The sequence below is a fragment of the Sphingomonas sp. ASY06-1R genome, from assembly GCF_052180265.1.
Classification (GTDB): domain Bacteria; phylum Pseudomonadota; class Alphaproteobacteria; order Sphingomonadales; family Sphingomonadaceae; genus Sphingomonas_I.
Window position 1 is genome coordinate 464502 of the sequence record NZ_CP197464.1, and the last position, 19728, is coordinate 484229.

Annotated in this window: 20 protein-coding genes; 5 read left to right on the forward strand and 15 right to left on the reverse strand. The window is 64.1% G+C overall.

What is annotated here, in order from left to right; genetic code table 11:
* Positions 1–66: 66 nt before the first annotated feature.
* Complete coding sequence (locus tag ACSBM8_RS02320; protein WP_442680065.1) at positions 67–1500, reverse strand: lipopolysaccharide biosynthesis protein; 1434 nt, start codon at positions 1498–1500, stop codon at positions 67–69.
* A 225-nt stretch (positions 1501–1725) separates the two neighbouring features.
* On the opposite strand from ACSBM8_RS02320, the gene ACSBM8_RS02325 reads away from it, so the two are divergent.
* Together ACSBM8_RS02325 and galE are read left to right on the forward strand one after the other, a co-directional pair.
* Positions 1726–1971 carry a hypothetical protein gene (locus ACSBM8_RS02325; RefSeq protein WP_442680066.1) on the forward strand — a complete coding sequence of 82 codons (246 nt, stop codon included), beginning with the start codon at positions 1726–1728 and terminating at the stop codon, positions 1969–1971.
* An 84-nt stretch (positions 1972–2055) separates the two neighbouring features.
* The gene (gene galE, locus ACSBM8_RS02330) at positions 2056–3078 is read left to right on the forward strand and encodes a UDP-glucose 4-epimerase GalE (RefSeq protein WP_442680067.1); all 1023 of its coding nucleotides are present in this window, start codon (positions 2056–2058) and stop codon (positions 3076–3078) included.
* Positions 3079–3114: 36 nt separating this feature from the next.
* Here galE and ACSBM8_RS02335 read toward each other — a convergent pair whose 3' ends face one another.
* Positions 3115–3966 (reverse strand): glycoside hydrolase family 16 protein, encoded by an 852-nt coding sequence (locus ACSBM8_RS02335; RefSeq protein WP_442680068.1) that lies wholly within the window; start codon positions 3964–3966, stop codon positions 3115–3117.
* Positions 3967–4153: 187 nt separating this feature from the next.
* Here ACSBM8_RS02335 and ACSBM8_RS02340 point away from each other — a divergent pair, with 187 nt between their 5' ends.
* Positions 4154–5587, forward strand: coding sequence for a hypothetical protein (locus ACSBM8_RS02340; RefSeq protein ID WP_442680069.1), 1434 nt, complete (start codon positions 4154–4156; stop codon positions 5585–5587).
* Between the two features lie 19 nt (positions 5588–5606).
* On the opposite strand, the gene ACSBM8_RS02345 is transcribed toward ACSBM8_RS02340, so the two are convergent.
* Genes ACSBM8_RS02345 through ACSBM8_RS02360 form a run of 4 tightly spaced genes read right to left on the reverse strand, consistent with a single transcriptional unit; the run spans position 5607 to position 9574 of the window.
* The gene (locus ACSBM8_RS02345; RefSeq protein WP_442680070.1) at positions 5607–6479 is read right to left on the reverse strand and encodes a hypothetical protein; all 873 of its coding nucleotides are present in this window, start codon (positions 6477–6479) and stop codon (positions 5607–5609) included.
* Between the two features lies 1 nt (position 6480).
* Positions 6481–7875, reverse strand: coding sequence for a GNVR domain-containing protein (locus tag ACSBM8_RS02350; protein WP_442680071.1), 1395 nt, complete (start codon positions 7873–7875; stop codon positions 6481–6483).
* Positions 7876–7888: 13 nt separating this feature from the next.
* Complete coding sequence (locus ACSBM8_RS02355) at positions 7889–8734, reverse strand: polysaccharide biosynthesis/export family protein (protein WP_442680072.1); 846 nt, start codon at positions 8732–8734, stop codon at positions 7889–7891.
* Between the two features lie 24 nt (positions 8735–8758).
* Entirely contained in the window at positions 8759–9574 is an 816-nt protein-coding gene (locus ACSBM8_RS02360) for a sugar transferase (RefSeq protein WP_442680073.1), read from the reverse strand.
* Between the two features lie 558 nt (positions 9575–10132).
* Here ACSBM8_RS02360 and ACSBM8_RS02365 point away from each other — a divergent pair.
* Positions 10133–11380 carry an outer membrane beta-barrel protein gene (locus ACSBM8_RS02365; RefSeq protein ID WP_442680074.1) on the forward strand — a complete coding sequence of 416 codons (1248 nt, stop codon included), beginning with the start codon at positions 10133–10135 and terminating at the stop codon, positions 11378–11380.
* Positions 11381–11395: 15 nt separating this feature from the next.
* Here ACSBM8_RS02365 and ACSBM8_RS02370 read toward each other — a convergent pair whose 3' ends face one another.
* The 5 genes from ACSBM8_RS02370 to ACSBM8_RS02390 all read right to left on the reverse strand — a co-directional run bounded on the left by ACSBM8_RS02370 (position 11396) and on the right by ACSBM8_RS02390 (position 14799).
* Positions 11396–12106: an MOSC domain-containing protein gene (locus ACSBM8_RS02370; protein ID WP_442680075.1), complete on the reverse strand. Its 711-nt coding sequence runs from the start codon at positions 12104–12106 to the stop codon at positions 11396–11398.
* A gap of 10 nt (positions 12107–12116) precedes the next feature.
* On the reverse strand, positions 12117–12818 hold the full coding sequence (locus ACSBM8_RS02375) for a glutamine amidotransferase (protein WP_442680076.1): 702 nt from the start codon (positions 12816–12818) through the stop codon (positions 12117–12119).
* Entirely contained in the window at positions 12812–13351 is a 540-nt protein-coding gene (locus ACSBM8_RS02380; RefSeq protein WP_442680077.1) for a redoxin family protein, read from the reverse strand. Before ACSBM8_RS02380 ends, ACSBM8_RS02375 begins: the two co-directional genes overlap by 7 nt.
* A 61-nt stretch (positions 13352–13412) precedes the next feature.
* Entirely contained in the window at positions 13413–13958 is a 546-nt protein-coding gene (locus ACSBM8_RS02385) for a carboxymuconolactone decarboxylase family protein (protein ID WP_442680078.1), read from the reverse strand.
* A gap of 100 nt (positions 13959–14058) precedes the next feature.
* A complete protein-coding gene (locus tag ACSBM8_RS02390) occupies positions 14059–14799 on the reverse strand; it encodes a hypothetical protein (RefSeq protein ID WP_442680079.1) in 741 nt (246 codons plus the stop codon).
* Between the two features lie 108 nt (positions 14800–14907).
* Between ACSBM8_RS02390 and ACSBM8_RS02395 the strand changes: the two genes are divergently transcribed.
* Positions 14908–15594 carry a MarR family winged helix-turn-helix transcriptional regulator gene (locus ACSBM8_RS02395; protein WP_442680080.1) on the forward strand — a complete coding sequence of 229 codons (687 nt, stop codon included), beginning with the start codon at positions 14908–14910 and terminating at the stop codon, positions 15592–15594.
* Between the two features lie 132 nt (positions 15595–15726).
* Here ACSBM8_RS02395 and ACSBM8_RS02400 read toward each other — a convergent pair whose 3' ends face one another.
* From ACSBM8_RS02400 to ACSBM8_RS02415, 4 genes are all read right to left on the reverse strand, one after another.
* Positions 15727–16575 carry a fumarylacetoacetate hydrolase family protein gene (locus ACSBM8_RS02400; RefSeq protein WP_442680081.1) on the reverse strand — a complete coding sequence of 283 codons (849 nt, stop codon included), beginning with the start codon at positions 16573–16575 and terminating at the stop codon, positions 15727–15729.
* Between the two features lie 4 nt (positions 16576–16579).
* Positions 16580–17767 (reverse strand): FMN-dependent L-lactate dehydrogenase LldD, encoded by a 1188-nt coding sequence (lldD, locus tag ACSBM8_RS02405; RefSeq protein ID WP_442680082.1) that lies wholly within the window; start codon positions 17765–17767, stop codon positions 16580–16582.
* The gene (locus ACSBM8_RS02410) at positions 17752–18483 is read right to left on the reverse strand and encodes an SDR family oxidoreductase (protein ID WP_442680083.1); all 732 of its coding nucleotides are present in this window, start codon (positions 18481–18483) and stop codon (positions 17752–17754) included. The genes lldD and ACSBM8_RS02410 overlap by 16 nt, the downstream gene beginning before the upstream one ends.
* A gap of 177 nt (positions 18484–18660) precedes the next feature.
* Complete coding sequence (locus tag ACSBM8_RS02415; RefSeq protein WP_442680084.1) at positions 18661–19575, reverse strand: hypothetical protein; 915 nt, start codon at positions 19573–19575, stop codon at positions 18661–18663.
* Positions 19576–19728 lie beyond the last annotated feature (153 nt).

Consider the following 19728-nt stretch of genomic DNA (forward strand, 5'->3'; position numbering starts at 1 on the left):
CCAGCACATTCTGACATACCGCATCGGCGGGTGGATTTGTCCACCCGCCGATCTTTTCATGTCCGCTCAGGATCGGGCGAAGGCAGTTTTCAGGTCCCGCACCAGCGCCCGGGCGGTCGTCAGGACGAGCCCACCGTAAATTGCGGCGCCCGCGACGACCAACACGGCGACACGCATGCTCGGGTGAAGCCCCTGCAGCAGCGGCCGAAGCAGCAGCAGCGCCACCCCCATGACCAGCGCGGCCGCAAGCGGCTGCAGAACGGAGGTCAGGACCGGCCGACTTTCGATCCCCGTACTCCGGCGCAGCAGATACACGCTGAGCGGCAGGGTAAGATAGGTGCGCGCCACATGCGCGATCACCACCGCGATCAGGCCGAAGGGGGCCGCGATCGCCGTGATGACGGTCGCCGACGCCACGATCGCGGTGATGCCGAGCGATGCCTGGTCGGATCGGCCGACCGCCGCCATGGCGGGCCAGGTGAAATATTGCAGCGTGATCGGAATGGCGCTGAGGCACAGGATCGACAGCAATTCGCCGCTGGCCGCCCATTGCTTGCCGAAGGCGAGCGGCACGAGATCGGGTGCCACGATCGCCAGCCCGAAATAAGCGGGGAAGGTCATCAGTGCCGATGTCCGGACCAGGCGGATGAACGCACGCGACAGAGCGGGGCGATCCTGCTGGAGGCGCGACAGGGTGGGCAGCGCCACCGACGTCAGCGGATTGACCGCGAACTGGGTCACCATGTCGAGCACGCGCGAGGCGACCCGCATATAGCCCACCGCCGCCGGACCCATGAAGAAGCCGAGCAGGAAGTCGAAGATGCGGCCGTTGAGCGACATCAGGAAGGTGACCAGCGTCATGTGCGCGCCAAAGCCCGACATGCGCCGGAAGGCCGCCGTGGAGAAGCGCAGCCGCGGCACCCAGCGGCAGCTGATCCAGATGAAGATGACGGAGAAGAAGGACGCGACGAGCCGCTGCACCACCAGGCTCCACACGCCATAGCCGCTGATCGCCATCACGACGCCGATGACGCCGCCGATCAAGTTGGCGATCAACGTCCGCACCGCCAGCGCCTTGAAGCCGAAGTCGCGCGTCAGCCGCCCTTCATGCGTGGCGCTGAGCGCCGTGATCGGGAGCAATGCCGACAACGCCTGCAGCACCGGCCCGAGGGCAGGGCTGTTGAAGCTGCGCGCGATCATTGGGGCCAGTAGGAAAAGGCCAGCGCCCATGACGAGTGACAGCGCGACCCCGCTCCAGAAGCAGGTGTCGGCCTCGACCTCGTCGAGGGTCTCGCGCTGGATCAATGCTTCCGGGAGCCCGGCGCGCATCAATGGCGTCATGATCTCGATAAAGGACACGGCCAGCGCCACGACGCCGATATCCCCCGGCGAAAGGAAGTGGGTGAGGACCAGGAAGACGAAGAAGGAGGTCGCCTGGTTGCCGATGATCTGCACGCCGGACCACAGCGTAGAGCGCGCGACATTCGCCTTCAGTGACATGATGGCGCAATCCTTTGGATATCGGGGGATCGCCGCGCGTTTGTAAAGCGGACGATGTTGGTCAAGCTGCAATATGTCCGAAAGACAATGATGCAGTGCAGCAAAGTACGCTGCGGGGCGGAATCGAGCGCTCGAAATAGCGATCGCACACGAATTACTTGGAAATTCATGCTAGAAAAGAAGATGAGAGGATAGAAAACCGCGATGACAAGAGTAGCCAGCACGATGTCGATTTCCCCCATTTTGCCCCCGAAATCCGAGGGGCGAAGCGAAAATGACGTGCGCCGGGCGGCACTTGGCGATCTGCATGAAGGTGCGGCGCGCCGCAATCCAGCCGAATCGACCGGCGAGGGGCCGTGGGTGGCGAGCCGCGCGCGGCCGCAAAAGCGTGGCATTTCGCTGCTGGCATGGGGAATCGCGGCCCTTGTGAGCCTTGGGCTATGGGCGGCAATCCTGTTTCTGATCCGCTAATTGGTTTAAAATGGGCTGACATCAGGGTTGTTGCGACGCAGCAATTCCGACACTGCCGCGGGACAGGCAGCTAGGATTTGCATGATGACAGACACCACGCCTCGTTCGATCCTCGTCACCGGCGGTGCCGGCTATATTGGCAGTCACGCGGTGCTTGCCCTCCTTGCCGCAGGCTATGCGGTCAGCGTCATCGACAATCTGTCGACCGGGTTCCGCTTCGCCATTCCCACCGACATGCCCTTTTACGAGGGCGACATTGCCGATCGCGCGCTGCTCGACCGGATCATCGCCGAGCGGGGTATCGAGGCGATCATGCACTTCGCCGGATCGATCGTCGTTCCGGAATCGGTCACCGACCCGCTCAAATATTACGGCAATAACACCGTCAACAGCCGTACGCTGATCGAGGCGGCGGTCCAGAATGGCATTTCGCGATTCGTCTTCTCCTCGACCGCAGCGGTTTATGGCGAGCCGGATGGAGATGGGCCGATCCTGGAATCCACGCCGACCGCGCCGATCAATCCGTATGGCGCGTCGAAGCTGATGACCGAATGGATGCTGCGCGACGTCGCGCATGCGCATGATTTCACCTACGTCGCGCTGCGCTATTTCAACGTTGCCGGCGCCGATCCGGAAGGGCGCACCGGTCAGTCCACCGCCGGGGCCACCCATCTGATCAAGGTCGCGTCCGAAGTCCTGGCGGGCAAGCGCGACGGTATCGCGGTGTTCGGCACCGATTATCCGACCCCGGATGGCACCGCTGTGCGCGACTATATTCATGTGAGCGACCTCGCGGCGGCGCATGTGCTGGCGCTGGACCATCTGTTTGCCGGTGGCGCCTCGCTGGTCGCCAATTGCGGATATGGGCAAGGCTTCTCGGTGAGCGAAGTGCTCGATGCGGTCGAAGACACGACGGGACGCAGCGTGAACCGGCGCATTGCCGAGCGGCGGGCGGGCGATCCGCCGATGCTCGTCGCCGACAGCGCGCTGATCCGCTCGACGCTCGGTTGGGAGCCGCAATGGCGCGACATGGGACTGATCATCCAGCATGCCGTCGCCTGGGAAGGTAAGCTGCGCACGCTCACCAACGGGCCGGAAGTGCAATAATACACGCACATCGGGCATGCGGATATGTCTGCGCCATCAGCCGGAATTCTTTGGCTGATAGGCGCGGATATAATCGATCTGCATCACCGAAGGATCGGGCATCTCATCGATCGGCCAGCCGCCACCGGCGGCAAGGTTGGTCAATAACAGCATCCGCTGCATGAATTCGGGCCGGGACGGCAATTGCGCGACCGGCTGGCGATCGAAATAGATGGTGATGACGTCGGGCGCGATCCCGACGCCGTAAAGGTGGTAGTCGCTGCTGGCGGCGCCGGCGGGGATCGCGATCCGGGCGCTGCGATTGTAGAGATCCTTGCCATTCTGCCAGAGGTGCAGATTGGCGTAATAGCCCTTATTGTCGTTGCCATAATATTCGACGGCATCGACCTCCGGCTTGAGATCGCCGGGCGCGCCGAGCGAACCCAGCCAGAAGGCCGGCCACACACCCTTCCCCTCCGGAAACTTCGCGCGCATTTCGAAATAGCCGCCGGATTGCTGGAAGCCTTGGCCGGACGGATCGGCCGATGCCAGGAGGCCGGAGCCCCATTTCCCGTCCGGGCCGCGCCGCATCCTGATCGTCAGCACGCCATTCGCAACCTTGAAGGGGCTGTCGGGGCCGGGATCGAGGAAGTGTGCCGAACCGAAATCGCCCTTCCAGGGCGTGTGCGCGATCCAGCGCGTGCCCGGACCCCAGGGTGAGACGTCCAGCGTGTCGAACTCATCGGCGAACGTCATGCGGTAATTGTCGATGTTGAGCGGCGTCCCGGCCGGGCTTTGCCCGAGAACGCGCTGGCTCCCGCTCATGCTAAGCCCGGCAATCACGACAAGGATGCCTGCTCCAATCGCACCATGGCGGAGCAGGTTTTTGCGACTTGTACGGTGGGTCATGAGACATCTCCTGACGGGGCTTATTTCTACCGCATAGGACGGCCGGTACACAGAGCTTCCGCCAGTCCCGCGCACGCCTCGCCGTGCTTTCCGTCCGGCGTGGCGGGTTCTTGGTTTTGCTCTTTCGCTGATGCAGCATATTGGAGCAAAGCGCGCATCCTTTCCTATCGCGTACGGGGCAGTCTCTATGGCCTATGCACTATTCTGGAGCATGTTCGGCTGGACCATGCTGCGCCGCCGCGAATGGGCGCTTCCCTTGTTGTTCTGCGCGATGAGTTTCGGCGCCTTTTCGGTGCTGCCCCCGGCGGCCACTGGCGGCATTACCATCCTGCCGCGCACCCTGTGTGCGGTGGCGTTGCTGGCGGCGCTGCTGGTGGAACGCGACGGGCTGAGCAAGGCATGGGCGTCGATGGCGGACCCGCGCCGGCTTGGCCTGCTGACCGCCTTCATGGTGATGGCGGTTGTCATCAGTCTGTTCATGCCGCGGCTCTTTGCCGGCCACGTCACGATCATGGGCCTCAACTCCGCCGCGCCCGAACTGCTTCAGCCATCCACGACGATCTACACGCAGATCATCTATCTGACCGCGTCCTACTGCGTCGCGCTGGCGGTGAGTCTGATCGGAACGACGCCCGAGGGGCGGCGCACGATCGCCAATGCCGTCATCATCGGCACATTATGCGCGGTCTTCACCGGCGTGCTGGATGTCGCGACCCACGGTACCAACCTGCTCGCACCGTTTCGGACGGCGACCTATCGCCTGCTGCTGGTCGGCGAGATCTTGGGATCGTCGCGCATTGTCGGCCTGATGCCAGAGGCGTCCGCATATGGCGGACTATGTGCCGGGTTTGGCACGGCCGCTTACTTTATCGGGCGCGTCATTCCCGCAGACGGTTGGTGGGGCAAGCTGGCGCGGGTCGCACCGTTCCTGGCGCTCGGCATGGCCGCCTTGTCGACCTCGTCCTCGGCCTATCTCGGCCTTGGCATGTTCTGCGTCGTGGCGACGCTGGATTGGATCATCCGCTTCCTGCGTGCCACCGAGCAGGACGAACGCCGCACCTTGTTCCGCGAATTCGCCATCGTGCTGACGATGCTGGTGGTGGTGGGGCTGGTCGCCTTGCTCAACAGCAAGGCCTTCGCGCCGGCGTACCGCATGATCGACCTGATGGTGTTCCAGAAGTCGCAAAGCGCATCTTATATCGAACGCAGTACGTGGAATACGGTGTCGTTGCGGGCGCTTGCCCAGACATGGTGGCTGGGCGTCGGTGTCGGCTCGACCCGCAGCTCCAGCTGGCCGGTGGCCCTCGTCAGCGGGACCGGTCTGCTGGGCGGCGCGCTGATGGCGGCGTTCCTTTTACGCTTTCTTTCGGCCTCGACATCGAAGGATGCGGATCGGCCCAGCCGTCAGATCCTGTACGGCGCCAAATTGTCCTGGCTCGTCGTGTTCATCCCGGGCGCCGTCTCCAGCCCCAGCGTGGACTTCGGCACGATGAGCGCCTCCTTGTTCGGAATGGCGGCGGCGGTGATGGGGATCGACGGGGTCCGCACGATCCAGGATCGGCGGCGCAAGCCGCTCGGGCGGCGGGATATCCGACAGCCGCTGGCGCGCAAGGGCGCCTGACAATTCGCGGCGTTCCCGATCAGTCGGACATCATGGTGGCACCGACCACCTTGATGCCCAGATCCTCGCAATCGTTGATCAGCCGCGCCGTCGGACGGACCCGGCTTTCGCCGGCCCGGGTGACCACCAAAGCGCCACCACAGGCGGCGGCGATCGTCTGATAGTCGCTGCTGTCGCTGGCGGCCGGCGTATCGAACAGGATGACGTCGCAATTCTTCTGGGCTGCCGCGATCAGATCGTGCAGCGGCGCGCCCAGCAACAGTTCCTGCGGATCCGATGGCGTGTCGCCTACCGGCAGGACGGAGAGCGTATCCGGGTCGCCGACATTGGGATAGTTTCCGGTTGCATCGGCGCTCTTCAGATAGCTGGCGAGGCCAAGGCTGCCATCGACCCCGAACAGCTCATGCTGGCGCGGGGATCGCATATCGGCATCCACCAGCAGCGTGCGCAGGCCGATCTGCGCGAAGCTCACTGCCAGGTTGGCGGCGCAGATCGACCGGCCTTCATGCCGGTTCGCGCTGATGATGGCGAGCGAACGCGCGCCTTCCGGGTGTTTGAACCACCGGAGCGACAAGGCATTGCGCAGCGCGCGGAAATCCTCGGCCTGCTGCGAGCGCGGCTGATGCGCGACGACGATGTCGCGATGGAACCGGCTGTGATCCAGCGTTCCGGCTTGCGCGCGGCGCGCGGCGATGATCTGGCTGAGGTCCTGCGCAGAGATCAGCCCCAGCGCGACCGCCACTTCGGCATAGGATTTGCCGCCATCGCCCTGTGCGGCGTCGATCTCCTTCGCCTGGTCCGAGGAGATGATGCCCATCCGCACGAGCATCTCGCCCATGTCGGCGGCCGTTTCGCCCGTGCCGGTCGGCGGAATTTGAGAAGCGTCGGCCATATCAATAGGATCCTTGCGGGCGCGGCAGAAGCCGGCCGATCCGCGACGTCAGCAGGCCGCCGCGCGCATCCGCCTTGCTACCCCGGATTGCACCGAGACTGCGTACGCCGAGCCAGGCTTCGATGTCCTCGACCTTGCGCAGGCGTTGGTCAGCCATTTCGGAAATTACCGCATAGGCCATGCCCAGGAAGGCGCCGACCACTAGGCCCATCGCCAGCATGATGAACGGGCGCGGCCAGGCCGGCTTCGCGGGGGCTATGGCCGGCGACAGGATCGAGACGTTCGCCTGGCTGCCTTCGCTCAGGATATTGAGCTGCGCACGCCGTGCGGCGATCTGCTCGTAGGTTTGCTTCAGATTGGCGACCTGATCCTTCAGCAGGGTGACCGAGTCGCGATTCACGCGCGCTTCGATCGCGCGGTTGCGCTGTGTGCCGATCTCCGAAGCCAGGCGGCCCATGCTCATATTGCTCTGGGCAGCTGCGGCGGAGGCGCCCTTTGCCACCAACGCATGCTGCTGTGCCAGCTGCTGTTTCAGCGCCGAGATCTGCTGGTTGATCTGGATAAGATCCATATTGTTCGGGCCGGCATAGCTGGCCAGCTGCGCCCGCTGCGCTTCCAGCTTGGCAAGCTCGGTCTGGATGCCCTGGGTTACGGGGCTCGCAATCGCATCGGGCAGGGCGCCGTTGGAGGCGCGCGCGCCAAGCTGGGCAGCTTCCACCTGCGACGTGGCGAGTTGCGTCGACAGGCTGTTCAGACGGTTGACCTCCGCATCGTTATGATCGTCGTCGGAGGTGACGGCCAGCTTGCGCTCCTTGTCCGATAGGGCAAGCTGCGCCTGATTGATCTGATCCTGCACGGCGCGCGCCTGCGCCTCGTACGACGCGACCGATTGGCGGGCCGGATCCGTCTGCAACCGCAGATTCACGTCCTGGTAGGCGCGGGCAAAGGCATTCGCCGCGGATGCGGCGAACTGGGCGTCGGGTGCCGAATAGGTGAGCGAGATCACCCGCGAGGTGGACACCGGCGCGACCGACAATCCGTCGCGGATCTTATTGACCAGATAATTCTGGAAGGAGGCGCTGCCACTCTCGCGGAAGGCCGCCTGCTGGGCGGGGTCCTTATCCAGCGCCAAAGCCTTGACGACCTGCATGGCAACGGCCCGGCTGCGGATGATGTCGACTTGGGTCGAGACGTAATCCGGCGCGAGCTGATCGGCGAAGGACTGGCTGCCCACCGTTTCCGGCGCGCGGACGTTGACCAGCAACTGCGCGGTAGCGTCGAAGGTGCGTGCGCTGATCAGTATCCAGCCGACGGCGAGCACGGCGCCTACCGCCGCGGCAATGCCGATCGCGCGGAGGCGGGCACGGAGCAGATAAAGGAATTGCAGAAAGGTCATCCGCCGATCCCGTCTAAAACAGCCTTGCGCCAACGATCAGCAGATCGCCGGGCTGCAACGCGACATCGCCCTTGACCGATTTCTGGACGGTCACGGCACCATCGGGACCGGGCCGCTCGATCCGCACCTTCGATGCGCTGCCCCGGTCGGTGAGCCCACCGCCGATGGCGATCGCCTTACCCACGGTCAGCCCAGGCGTGAGCGGATATTCGCCCGCCTTGACCACTTCGCCCCGGATGAAGAAAGAGGGCGGCGCCTGCACGAAGAACACCTCGCCCGGGCGCGCGACGCGGTCACGGCCGCCCGACGCCAGATCGGCAAGCGCGAACTGCTCATGCTTGCCGCCCGCCTCCACGACCGACACGAACCCGGAAGCCGCGGTGAAGGTCGTTCCCGCGCGCGCCAGCACTTCGGAAATGGTCAGGTTCGGCCGATCGAGCGTGATCTCGCCGGGTTTTTGCACGGCACCCAGTACGGACACCGTCTTGCTGTGGATTTCGATGACCAGCACGTTGACCGACGGATCGAGAAAGATGCCGCGGGCCTTCAGCCCGGCGGCAACCATCCCGGCGACCTCGGACGCGGTCTTGTCGACCACCGTCAGTTCACCGATGGCCGGCAGAATGATCTTGCCCTGATCGGAAACCCGCACCGTGCTTTCCATGTCGGTCGCGCGATAGACGCTGACCTTCAGCAGATCGCCTGCGCCAATGCGGTAATCGTCGCCAGGTGCCGCGGCGATGCTCATGCTGCTCGCGAACAGCGTCGCCAGCAACAAGAGCACACGAATCAGCGCCGTGACCCTGCCAGCCGAGCCGGCCGGGTCACGGCGATCCCACATGATGGATGGAGAGGTCATCCAGTTGAACACCACCGGCTTGGATCAATAACAGCCACGGGCACGCAGCATCGCCGGCACCGTCCGCAATATGATGGTCACGTCCAGCGGCAGCGACTTGCTGGCGGCGTAACGACGGTCGAGCTGGACCCGCTCGGTGTAGGAGATGTCGTTTCGGCCGCTAACCTGCCACAGGCCGGTCAGGCCGGGGCGAACCGAGCAATAATCGGCAAAGTGCGCGCCATAGCGTTCGATCTCGGCCGGCACGATCGGGCGGGGCCCGACGATGCTCATGTGGCCGACGAGCACGTTGAACAGCTGCGGCAGCTCATCGAGGCTGCTCTTGCGCAGCAGGCCACCGGTAGGTGTGATGCGCGGGTCGGCCCGCAGCTTGAAATCCTTCGCCCATTCCGCGCGTGCCGCCGGATCCGTTTCCAGCAGGCGTGCCAGCATCTCGGCGGCGTTCACGTGCATGGTGCGGATCTTCAGGCAGGGGAACATCACGCCACCGCGCCCGACGCGCTGCTGCACGAACAGCAGTGGGCCCGGGCTGGTCAATTGCATTACGATTGCAACGAGAATCAGCAATGGGGCGAACAGGATGATTCCGAACGCCGCGATCATGATGTCCATCAGCCGGAAAAAGGCACGGTCTACCCGGCCATGTGCGATCCCAAACACGCTCGACAAGCCATCCTGATGCGGGGCAGCGGACTGGCCGCCCGCGCTCGATGCCGTTTCACCCGGCGTGCCATGAGCGGCCCGATCCGAGATCAACCCTCCATCAAAGGATGAATTGATATCGAAATCGCCCGCCTGCAACGGGGTGCTGTCTTTCCGGAAAGAAGCATTGTTAAACATGACGCCCACCTAGATCTACAAGGATTTGATACACAGCTTGCATCGCAACGATCTACAAACCTGGCTCAACTCTATTGTCCGCGCCACCAAAGACGCGGGATATAATTGTTTGCGGCATCCTCAACTAACACTCTTCATGTCCGACCTATCGGCCGTCGCATCGGATAAAGCCTGCGGCGCCGCCCGGTGAACCCTGTTCGCAGGACCGGCGCTGGCCTCTTTCCCTAATCCGACGGCTGATTACCGTTCATACTGGATTAATACTGGTCCATATTGGCTTAACGCTTGTCCAAATTGGTTTAACGCTTGTCCAAACTGGTGTAATTACCCCGATGGTGATCAATGACCGTCCATCTGTTCTAAATTGTGCGCTGCGGTGGTCTGTATGTCAATGGCTAGTTCGTCCCGTTTATCTAACATATCGCCATGTAATCGGTTGCTACGGATGATAAATATGGGTTGCCATGCTGACTTTATTCCGTAGCACTTAACTGCGCTGTACCGCGTTGATGCGGTGCAGCGATGGCCGTGTGGCCGGATTGTGAGATAGAGCGGATCGTGGTTGTGACTCTCGTGCGCGGTCGAACGGTAGGAGCCAGCGGGCGGCGCGCGCGAATCGTACGTCGTGCTTTGCCGGCGTGCCTGATCGCCATCGGCTGGTGCGCACAGGCGACCGCGGCGGACTGGGTCATCAATGGACACGGCGAAGCGCGTGACGACGACAACCTATTCCGCAAGCCGAGTCCGCAACGGCAAAGCGAGCAAATCTATTCCGCAGGTATCGGCGGGCTTCTATACCTCAACACCGGCAGTATGACGGCTAATATTGGTGGTGAAATCAATCGAAGTCTTTTTGCGAAGAACGATTACCTGAATAATACGGGCTACATCCTCACCGCGCGGATCTCGCGGCCGAAAGGGCGCCTGACGTTCGACGTTACGGCCAGCCGCGAGAAGCGGTTGAGCGACTTTTCGGAAATATTCTCCAACATCCGCAATATGCAGACCTTCACCCAGGTGGATGGCCAGGTCCGGCTAAAACTGGTCGGCGATATTCGCGCGGTGGTGGGCGGGTCGCTGACGCGCAACCAGAATTCCTCCATCTTCGCGTCGGGCTACAATAATAGCGGGGCCAGCCTGGGGCTGGGATATTTCCCGCCTACCGGAAATTATATCACGCTGCTGTATCAGCAGTCGCGCAGCCGGGGGCTTGGCGGTCAGCCGATCGACGTGGACGGCGTGACGGAAATCTATCGCCAGCGCTTCAACGAACGCCGCATCGGCGCGACCATCCACTATCAGCCATCGGCGCTGCTGCTGGCCGACGTCCGGATCGGCTATCTGCGCCGCAACGACAAATCGATCTTCGACAAGAATTTTTCAGGCGTGGTCGGGGACGTGTCGCTCACCTGGCGCCCGCGCCGGACGATCGAAGTCATCGCGCGCGCCGGGCGCCAGCTGCAATCGGATGGCTATATCTATTCGGATTCGGTGCGGCAGGATTTCGTGAGCCTGCTCGCCCGATCTTCGGTCACCAACCGGCTGAAGGCGGATCTCCTCGCCTCCTATGCCAAGCAACATTTCGTCTATGACATTTTGTCGCCTGTCCCGATCGAGCCCAGGACGGACAAGCTGCGGCAGTTGAAGGGTGGCCTGTCCTACGCGCTGACAAACCGGATGACGCTGCGCCTGGAAGGGCGGCGGTCGTGGCGTCGTTCCACCAACGAACTTTACCCCTATACCGAGAATGCCGGCACGCTGGGCATCAAGTTCGCATTCGGGCCTGGGGCCAAGATCGTCCGGTAACGCGCCGGCATTGCTTCACTGCGGACTGTCGAGGCGGCGCGACCAATCCTCCACCTGGCCGGTGGCAATGCGGCGGGCGGCAAGCATGCGCCATCCTTCGGCCAGCAGGGGCAGCGCGGTGACCGCCTGCAGTTCGCGCAGGTTAAGCGGATCGGCATAGAGGATGTGGCAGAGCCGGGCGATCGTCCACGCCGCAGCGGGCCGATCCACCAGCCGCAGTATATCGCCAGGCGCAACCATGCCTTCTTCGATCACGCGATAATACCAGCCTGTCCGGCCGCTATCCTGGACCCGGCGGGCCATATCGGTCACGCCGAAGCGCGCATTGAGACGCCAACAGGGCTGCCGGCCCTGGCTCACCTGCAGCAGCGCCGTTCCGGCGCGGAAGAGGTCGCCAATGGCAATGTCGGTTTCGACCAGCCCCGTGAGCGACAGATTCTCCCCAAATGCCGCAGGCCCCGACAGGATCGGTAGCGCCCCCAATTCGGCCCGCCACGCGGCATAATGATCGCGCGGATAATGATGCACGGCCTTTTCCGGACCGCCATGGTGGCGCGTATCGCCCTGTGCGTCGCCCGCTATCCCGTCGCGCAGGATCGCGATGCGGCCGGCGGCCGGCCGCTTGTCGATCCCGCTCGGCACGCCATGATCCGTCAGCGGCGCCAGCATAGCTGTCGCAATCGCCGGGATGGTGAGCGTGGGGGAGGAAGTGTCGCTTGCCGTCATGCCGTCCTTTTCATTCGCGCAAGGACTGGAGCCATACGGTCAAAACCTCCTCTGCAACTCGGCCCAGGCCAGGCCCATATTGCGCGGCATCGCGGCGGATACGCTCCGGATCGATGCCGGCGGTCCGCAGCTCGTCAGCATGGCCGGTTAGCCAGCTTTCCATCGCTCCGCCAGCTTCGAGGTGGAATTGTAACGCGAGGATGTTCGGACCGACCGCAAAGGCCTGGTGCGGATAGGCGGCCGTGGATGCGAGCAAGGTCGCGCCCTCCGGCAGATCGAACGTATCGCCATGCCAATGGAGCACCGGCTGCTCCGTGCCGATGGATCGCAGAGGAGAGCGACTGCCGGCCTCCGAAAGGATGACCGGGCCGAAGCCGATCTCCTTGCCCGTGCCGGGATAGACTGCAGCGCCCAGCGCGGCCGCGATCAATTGCGCCCCCAGGCAGACGCCCAGCGTAGGCCGGCCCGCCGTCAGGCGCGTGCGCAGCAGCCGTAGCTCCTCCGTCAGATAGGGGTGGCTGGCGCCTTCATAGACCGCCATCGGCCCGCCCAGAACGATGAGGAGCGGGGTGCGGACGGGGTCGAGCGTCCAAAGCTCATCCTCGCCCGCATTATAATAATGGACGGTGTAGCCCGCCTCGCGCAGCGGCGCTTCGAAGAAGCCGAGATCCTCGAAGCCCAGATGGCGGATGGCCACCACGGTCTTCAGCATGTTCCCGCCCCCACTTCGCAGCGGGCACCCTCCGTCTCGCGCGCATGCGCGGCGACGATAGCGGCGGACTGTTCCTGGAGGAGAGACATGATCTCCGCGCCGAGCTGAAGATCGGGAATATGGCCAAAGGTCTGCCGGCGGAGCAGCCCGGCGGCATCGATCAGCATCAGGGTGGGCGTCCCCTGGAAATTGTAGGCGCGCATCGTTTCGGGGATCGGCCCGGCGCTATGCCGGTCGATCGCGACCGGGAAGGTAACCTTATATTCGTGCAGGAAGGCGCGCAGGCTCGCCTCGCCCATGGCATCATGATGTTCAAACACCGAATGCAGGCCGATCACCGCGACTTGGTCTTCGTGGAATAACTGGCGCACCCGCTTCAGCTGCGGGATCAGATGTTCCACGCAGCCCGGGCACAGCATCTGGAAAGCGGCCGCAACGATCGGGCGGCCGCGCAGCTGCGCGAGCGATAAGGGCGCCGGGGTGTTGAGCCAGCCGGAAATATCCCATTCGGGCGCAGGACGCAGATGAGCCATGGTCGTGATCCTTGTGCATGCAGAGATAAGGGGCGGCGCCGTGGCAACCGCCCCAATTGGGTCAGGCAGCTTGCAGCAGCTTCACCGGCGGGAAGTCGGTCGGGACGGCGAGCGACACGTTCACGTAATTGGTGAACAGGTTCAGCGCGACGTGCGCAATCAACTCGACGATCTGCTCATCCGTGAAGCCGGCAGCCCGCAAGGCCGCGACATCCTCGTCGGTGGCCTGGCCGCGATCGGCGACCAGCTTGGCGGCGAAGGTCAGTGCTGCGGCGGTCTTGGGATCGGTCGATCGGCCGGCCTGGGCCTCGCCCATCTCCTGCGCGGAGGCACCCGCCTTGCGTCCGAGCATCGTGTGCGCGGCGAGGCAATATTCGCAGGCGTTGCGATCGGCGATCAGCACCGCGACCTGTTCGCCGAGCTTGGCCGGCAGCGTCCCGGATCCCAGCGCGCCGAACGCGGCCCACATCATCTTCAACGCGGCCGGCGAATTGGCGACAGCCCGGAACATGGCGGGCGTTGCTCCGAAGGCCGCTTGGATCTGATCCAATATATCCTTGCGCTCGCCGGTGGCGGCGGCACGATCGATCAAGTCTACTCTGCTCATGAATCTTTCCTTTCGATAGGCGTGGGGTGCCCCCGGTTGCAGGAAGATCGGCCCGCGCGGTCGGGGAGGGGGCATGGCGCGCGGACCGAATGCGGTCCGGCTATTTCATCACGCGGCCGGGAAGGCTGAGATCGCCGCTGGCGACGTCGAACACGTCGGCGACGCAGACCAGCGGGGCGTGGACGGATGCGTTGATGCGCAGGCCGGACGTCACGCCGTCAAACTTCATTCCGGCCGTGTCGCCCAACGATGCCGCCGGTACGCGTACGGTGACCAGCTTGCCGGAGATGCGCGGCGTGATCTTCGGGCTGTCGATCAGCACCGGGATGCCGGGCCATGTCGGCGGAAGCTTCGGCTTCGTGCCTTCCGGGATGTCGCGGATTTTCAGCGCGCCGTGGCCGCAGGCCTCATCCGGCACCAGCACGACCCAGTGGCTGTGCCACAGATCGCCGTCATTGGTTTTGTCGCCATCGCCATTCTCGTCATACAAGGGCGTGTCGTCGAAATCCGGGTGCGACGTCACCGCAAAGGCGAGGATGCCCTGATTCTGTTCGAAACCCACCGCGCTGGAATTGAGGCTGGTCGGCCAGACGTAGGAATAGATGGTGGAGCCGGCGAGCTTGCCAACCTTGGTCGGCTTCGACGCGCCCGCCTTGCCGCTCACCGCCATGCGGAACACCAGGTCATCCCCCTCGCGCGCGATCTGTGTGTGGACGATGTCGAAGCTGGGCGACTTGGCGTTGCCCGCCTGTGCGGTGATGTCGTGCGCCAGAACGCTGGTCGACAGCGACAGCAGTGCACCGATGCCGGCCAGCCCGGAGAGAATCGATCGTTTCGTCATAGCTTCCTCCTGTTCAATCGCGCGGCCCGCCTTCGAGTCGACAGCGAATGTTAGGAGTGCTAATGATCGTGCAGATTGACGTCAACAAAAATGTTAGGAGTCCGAACAATGTCGGCGATTTTCGATTCTATCTCGGAGCCGGTCGCGCGCCGCGTCACGGCCGGATTGGCGAAGATCGGCCTCGTTCTGCGCAGTCGGGCGTGGAAGGGCGCGGGCAATGCGGGCGTGACGCCCAGCCAGGGGCATGCGCTCGCGCTGTTGCGGGATGCGCCTGAAGGCCTGCGCCTGGCCGGCCTCGCCAAGCTGCTCTGCATCTCCGCACCGACCGCGAGCGATATGGTGAACGTGCTGGCCGCCAAGGGCCTCGTGGCCAAGCAACCGGGGCGAGACCGGCGGTCGATCAACCTTGTACTGACGCCCGAGGGAGAGGCATCCGCGGACCGCACCCGGGAATGGCCCGATTTCCTGGCGGACGCGGTCGACACGCTGCCGGCGGTCGAGCAGGCGGGGCTGCTGCGGGGGCTCGTCCGCGTGATCCGCGCGCTTCAGGTCAATGGCGACATCCCGATGCAGCGCATGTGCGTCAGCTGCCACTTCTTCCGGCCCTACGCGCATGACGATCCGCTCAACCCGCACCATTGCGCCTATGTCGACGCCCCGTTCGGGGACCGTCATCTGCGCCTGAACTGCGGCGAGCATCAGCTTGCCGACGCGGCCGAACAGGAAGCCCATTGGCAACGGTTCATCGCGCCTGCCGAGCCGCCGGCATCCACTGCGCAGTCAAACGTACGTTAAGTCAAGGAAGGCCGATCTCTAAGGTTATGTTGGCGGGCTGTGCTTATCGGAAGGTGCGCCAGCGCCGTTCAGCGCAGGTCGAAATCTGAGAGACGGCGCCGGCGGCATGGCCGGGCACCCCCGATACTGCGGTTATGAGCCTTGGCGGAATTCCTGGCGCTGTTCGCCGAGCTTATCGATGCCAAGCCGAACGACATCGCCTGCTTTGAGAAAGCAAGGCTCGGGCTTTTGCCCCATGCCGACGCCGGGGGGTGTGCCGGTAGTGATGATGTCGCCCGCCTCCAGCATCATGATGCTGGAGCAATAAGCGACGATTTCGGCCACGCTGAAGATCATGGTCGCGGTATTGCCATCCTGCACGCGCTTGCCGTTCACGTCGAGCCAAAGCGCTAGATTTTGTGGATCGCCCACCTCGTCGTGCGTGACGAGCCAAGGGCCGACGGGGCCAAAGGTCGGAAAGCCCTTGCCCTTGTCCCAGGTCGGGCCGCGCTCTAGCTGCCAGTGACGTTCGGACACGTCGTTGACGACGCAATAGCCCGCAACGTGCGACAGCGCGTCAGCCTCGTCGATATTGTGCCCGCCGGTGCCGATCACGACGCCCAGCTCGACCTCCCAATCGGTTTTGAGCGAGCCTTTGGGGATCGTGATCGGATCGTTCGGACCTTGCAGGCAAGTGATCCATTTGTTGAAGACGACCGGCTCTGACGGGATGGGCAAGTTGGATTCGGCGGCATGGTCCGCATAGTTCAGGCCGATCGCGATGAATTTGCGCGTGCCCGCAACCGGAACCCCGTAGCGCGCGTCCGCCGGCGCCAGGGGAAGATCGTCGATCGCAACCTCGCGCAGGCGCGCCAGGCCCTCCGGGCTCAACGTGTCCGGGGTGAGATCGGCAAGGATGAAGGACAGGTCGCGGATCGCGCCTGCGTCATCGACGATGCCGGGCTTTTCCTCGCCTGCGCGGCCGTAGCGGCAGAGCTTCATGTCATCAGGTCCTTTCTGGAAGTGGAATGGGGGCACCTGCAAGGACGGACGCATCGATCGCATCGATCGAGGAACAGCCCGTCAGCATCATCACGACCTTGAGCTCCTTGGTGAGCATGGTCAGCATCCGGTCGACGCCCGCCTCGCCGTCGGCGGCAAGCGCCCACAGCCAGGCACGCCCCAGCAGCACGCCGCGCGCACCCAGCGCCAGCATCCGTACTACGTCGAGCCCGGAGCGGACGCCGCCGTCCGCCAGCAAGATCAGCCGGTCGCCAACCGCGTCGGCAATGGCGGGCAGGGCACGTGCGACCGACAAGGTGCCATCGAGTTGACGTCCGCCGTGGTTCGAGACGATGATCCCATCGGCACCATAATCCGCCGCCTCGCGCGCATCTTTAACGTCGAGAATGCCCTTCACGATCAGCGGTCCGTCCCATGCCGCGCGCAGCCAGTCGAGATCCTTCCAGCGGATGCCGGGATCGAAATTGTCCGCCATCCAGCCGATATAATCGTTCATCCCGCTGTCGGCGCCCAGCACCGGGGCGAGGTTGCCGAGCTGATGCGGCCGCCCGCGCAGGCCGACATCCCAGGCCCAGCCGGGCTTCCCCATCGCCTGAAGCGCGCGCCGCAGCGGGCCGTGGCTACCGGACATGCCCGAATGCAGATCGCGGTGGCGGATGCCCGGCGTCGGCATGTCGACCGTGAAGACCAGCGCCTCTACGCCTTTCTCTTTCGCCAATGCTATCAGCTCGCGCATGAAGCCGCGGTCGCGGATCACGTAGAGCTGGAACCATAAGGGCGCGTCCGGCATCGCGGCGCGGACCTCGGCGATCGAACAGATGCCGACGGTGGATAAAGTGAAGGGGATGTCATGCCGCGCCGCCGCACGTGCCGCCTGGGTCTCGCCGCGGCGGCGAAACATGCCGCCGATGCCGATCGGTCCCAGCGCCACCGGCAGCGGCTGCCTGCGGCCGAACCAGGATGTCGATAGATCGATATTGGCGACATCCTGCAGCACGCGCTGACGGACGATCACCTGCTCCAGATCGGCGCGATTGCTCCGCATCGTCTGTTCGCCCATCGCGCCGCCGTCCGCATAGTCGAACAGGAAGCGCGGCAGGCGCCGCCGCGCGGCCGCGCGGAAATCGTCGATGGAGGCAATGATCGGCATTGAAGTCAGGCCATGGTCCATCCGCCATCGATCGCGATGGCGGTGCCGGTCATGTACGCGCTCTCGTCGCTGGCGAGAAGCAAGGCGAGTTGCGCGACCTCCTCGGCTGTCCCGATCCGCCCCATCGGCTGGCGCGCGATGAAGGCCGCGCGCGCCGCGTCCGCATCGCCGGTCGCGGCCAAGCGCTGGTCGAGCGATGGCGACTGGACCGTGCCCGGACAGATGGCGTTGCAGCGTATGCCCTTGGCCACATAATCGAGCGCGATCGAGCGGGTGAGGCCGACCACCGCCCCCTTCGACGCGCAATAAGCCAGCCGGTTGGGGACGCCGATCATCGCGCCTGCGACGGACGCGATGTTCACGATCGATCCCCGGCCGGCCGCGATCATCGCGGGCAACACCGCCTGGGTCATGCGGATCGTCGCGCGGACGTTCAGGTCGAACGACAAATCCAGCCCGCGCTCCGTCGTGGCGAGCAGATCGCCCGCATCGACATAACCCGCACAGTTGACGAGCGCATCGACCGTCCCGACCGTATCCCCCAAGACGGCGACGGCCGCAGCATCCAGCAGGTCGACGACATGCGCTTCGCAATCGGCCAATGTCGCGAGCGCGTCTGCCTGGATGTCGACCGCGATCACCGTCGCGCCCTCCTGCTGGAATAGCGACGCGGTCGCGCGGCCGATGCCCTGCGCGGCACCCGTGACGAGAACCCGTTTTCCGGCGAGGCGTGGCATTTTCTTTTCCTGCTGCTGAGGGATGGTGGACGAAGGATAGGCCAGCGCGATTACATCGCGTGAGGCGGTTGCGGTGAGGGGTGCAAAATGCGCCTTACGGCACGGGCTTCGGCGGTTCGATCCCGGCACGGTCGATCACCGCGCGCGCCTCTGCCGGCCATGCATTCTTGGTGACCTTCAGGTTGTCGACGTCGCGATTGTTAAGATATTCGGTCCACGATCCCGAGCGCAGCCCTGAATCGTACCAATTGCCCGTCGCCAGATTGTCCATCGCGTGCGCCGCGGTGCCACGTCGTCCTGCGAATTGAGATTGAGCCAGACGCCGACATTGCTGATCGCATTGTTGCGCAAGGTGACATGGCGCGAGCCTTCGTCCAGGTAGAGGGCGATACCGCCCGGCACGTCGTAAACGTAATTTTCCGCAATCAGCGCACCGGGATCGGCGGATAGATGATAGATTGCGCCGCCGTCGGGGAACCATTGCTTCACGTCGTGCACGCGATTGCCGACGATCACCGAATCCCGCAGGATGGTCGGCGTATCGTACATCAAATTGCCGGGCTGATTGTAATAGCCCCGATTGGCAGTGAGATAGGCGGCGCTGCCGCCGGGATCGTTGACGCCCCACCCCCAGCCGACGTCGATCCCGTCATAAGGTGCGCCGGATACGTCATTGTGCCAGATCACGGCGCCGCTGGCATAGGTGACCAGGATCGCGGCCTGCTCGCGATAATGTTGAGAGACCGTGCGCACGACATTGTTGCTGATCACTATGTCGCGCACGCTCATTTCAGGGCGTGACGGATGATGCGCGTATACACCATTGGCAAGCTGGACGGTCACATCGTGGTCCGCATTCAGGCGGCGGACGGCCACCTGGGCACGCGCGAGGCTTGCGAACGGATTCGTGATCGTACCGTCGGCGGCATCCGATCCGCTGGGCGATACCGCGATGACGACTGGCACAGGGGCAGGGCGACGCGAAATGTGGATTATGCCCGGACCATGCGCGTGGCTGGCGGCAGGCGGCTGGAAGGTCGGGATATTCGGCGCCGGAGGCAATCGCGCGACCACGGGGACGGCTAGCAACATGATGCCAGTCAGCAACGCAATGGCTGCTCGCCCTATCCCGCTTATCAATCGCCATCCCCCAGCGCACAGAAGCTCGCGGGGCCGCTTTATCAGCCGGGAAGAATGGCCGAAACGTTAAACCTTGCACGAAGTGCTGCCGCCTGCAGAAGGCCA

Coding starts and splice junctions, on each gene's coding strand:
- galE (WP_442680067.1), top strand. CDS start 2,056: ATGACAGACACCACGCCTCGTTCGATCCTCGTCACCGGCGGTGCCGGC.
- ACSBM8_RS02380 (WP_442680077.1), bottom strand. CDS start 13,351: ATGGCTCATCTGCGTCCTGCGCCCGAATGGGATATTTCCGGCTGGCTC.
- lldD (WP_442680082.1), bottom strand. CDS start 17,767: ATGGACCATGGCCTGACTTCAATGCCGATCATTGCCTCCATCGACGAT.
- ACSBM8_RS02400 (WP_442680081.1), bottom strand. CDS start 16,575: ATGAAGCTCTGCCGCTACGGCCGCGCAGGCGAGGAAAAGCCCGGCATC.
- ACSBM8_RS02360 (WP_442680073.1), bottom strand. CDS start 9,574: ATGTTTAACAATGCTTCTTTCCGGAAAGACAGCACCCCGTTGCAGGCG.
- ACSBM8_RS02390 (WP_442680079.1), bottom strand. CDS start 14,799: ATGACGAAACGATCGATTCTCTCCGGGCTGGCCGGCATCGGTGCACTG.
- ACSBM8_RS02415 (WP_442680084.1), bottom strand. CDS start 19,575: ATGTTGCTAGCCGTCCCCGTGGTCGCGCGATTGCCTCCGGCGCCGAAT.
- ACSBM8_RS02335 (WP_442680068.1), bottom strand. CDS start 3,966: ATGACCCACCGTACAAGTCGCAAAAACCTGCTCCGCCATGGTGCGATT.
- ACSBM8_RS02385 (WP_442680078.1), bottom strand. CDS start 13,958: ATGAGCAGAGTAGACTTGATCGATCGTGCCGCCGCCACCGGCGAGCGC.
- ACSBM8_RS02320 (WP_442680065.1), bottom strand. CDS start 1,500: ATGTCACTGAAGGCGAATGTCGCGCGCTCTACGCTGTGGTCCGGCGTG.
- ACSBM8_RS02395 (WP_442680080.1), top strand. CDS start 14,908: ATGTCGGCGATTTTCGATTCTATCTCGGAGCCGGTCGCGCGCCGCGTC.
- ACSBM8_RS02350 (WP_442680071.1), bottom strand. CDS start 7,875: ATGACCTTTCTGCAATTCCTTTATCTGCTCCGTGCCCGCCTCCGCGCG.
- ACSBM8_RS02340 (WP_442680069.1), top strand. CDS start 4,154: ATGGCCTATGCACTATTCTGGAGCATGTTCGGCTGGACCATGCTGCGC.
- ACSBM8_RS02355 (WP_442680072.1), bottom strand. CDS start 8,734: ATGACCTCTCCATCCATCATGTGGGATCGCCGTGACCCGGCCGGCTCG.
- ACSBM8_RS02325 (WP_442680066.1), top strand. CDS start 1,726: ATGTCGATTTCCCCCATTTTGCCCCCGAAATCCGAGGGGCGAAGCGAA.
- ACSBM8_RS02410 (WP_442680083.1), bottom strand. CDS start 18,483: ATGCCACGCCTCGCCGGAAAACGGGTTCTCGTCACGGGTGCCGCGCAG.
- ACSBM8_RS02345 (WP_442680070.1), bottom strand. CDS start 6,479: ATGGCCGACGCTTCTCAAATTCCGCCGACCGGCACGGGCGAAACGGCC.
- ACSBM8_RS02375 (WP_442680076.1), bottom strand. CDS start 12,818: ATGCTGAAGACCGTGGTGGCCATCCGCCATCTGGGCTTCGAGGATCTC.
- ACSBM8_RS02370 (WP_442680075.1), bottom strand. CDS start 12,106: ATGACGGCAAGCGACACTTCCTCCCCCACGCTCACCATCCCGGCGATT.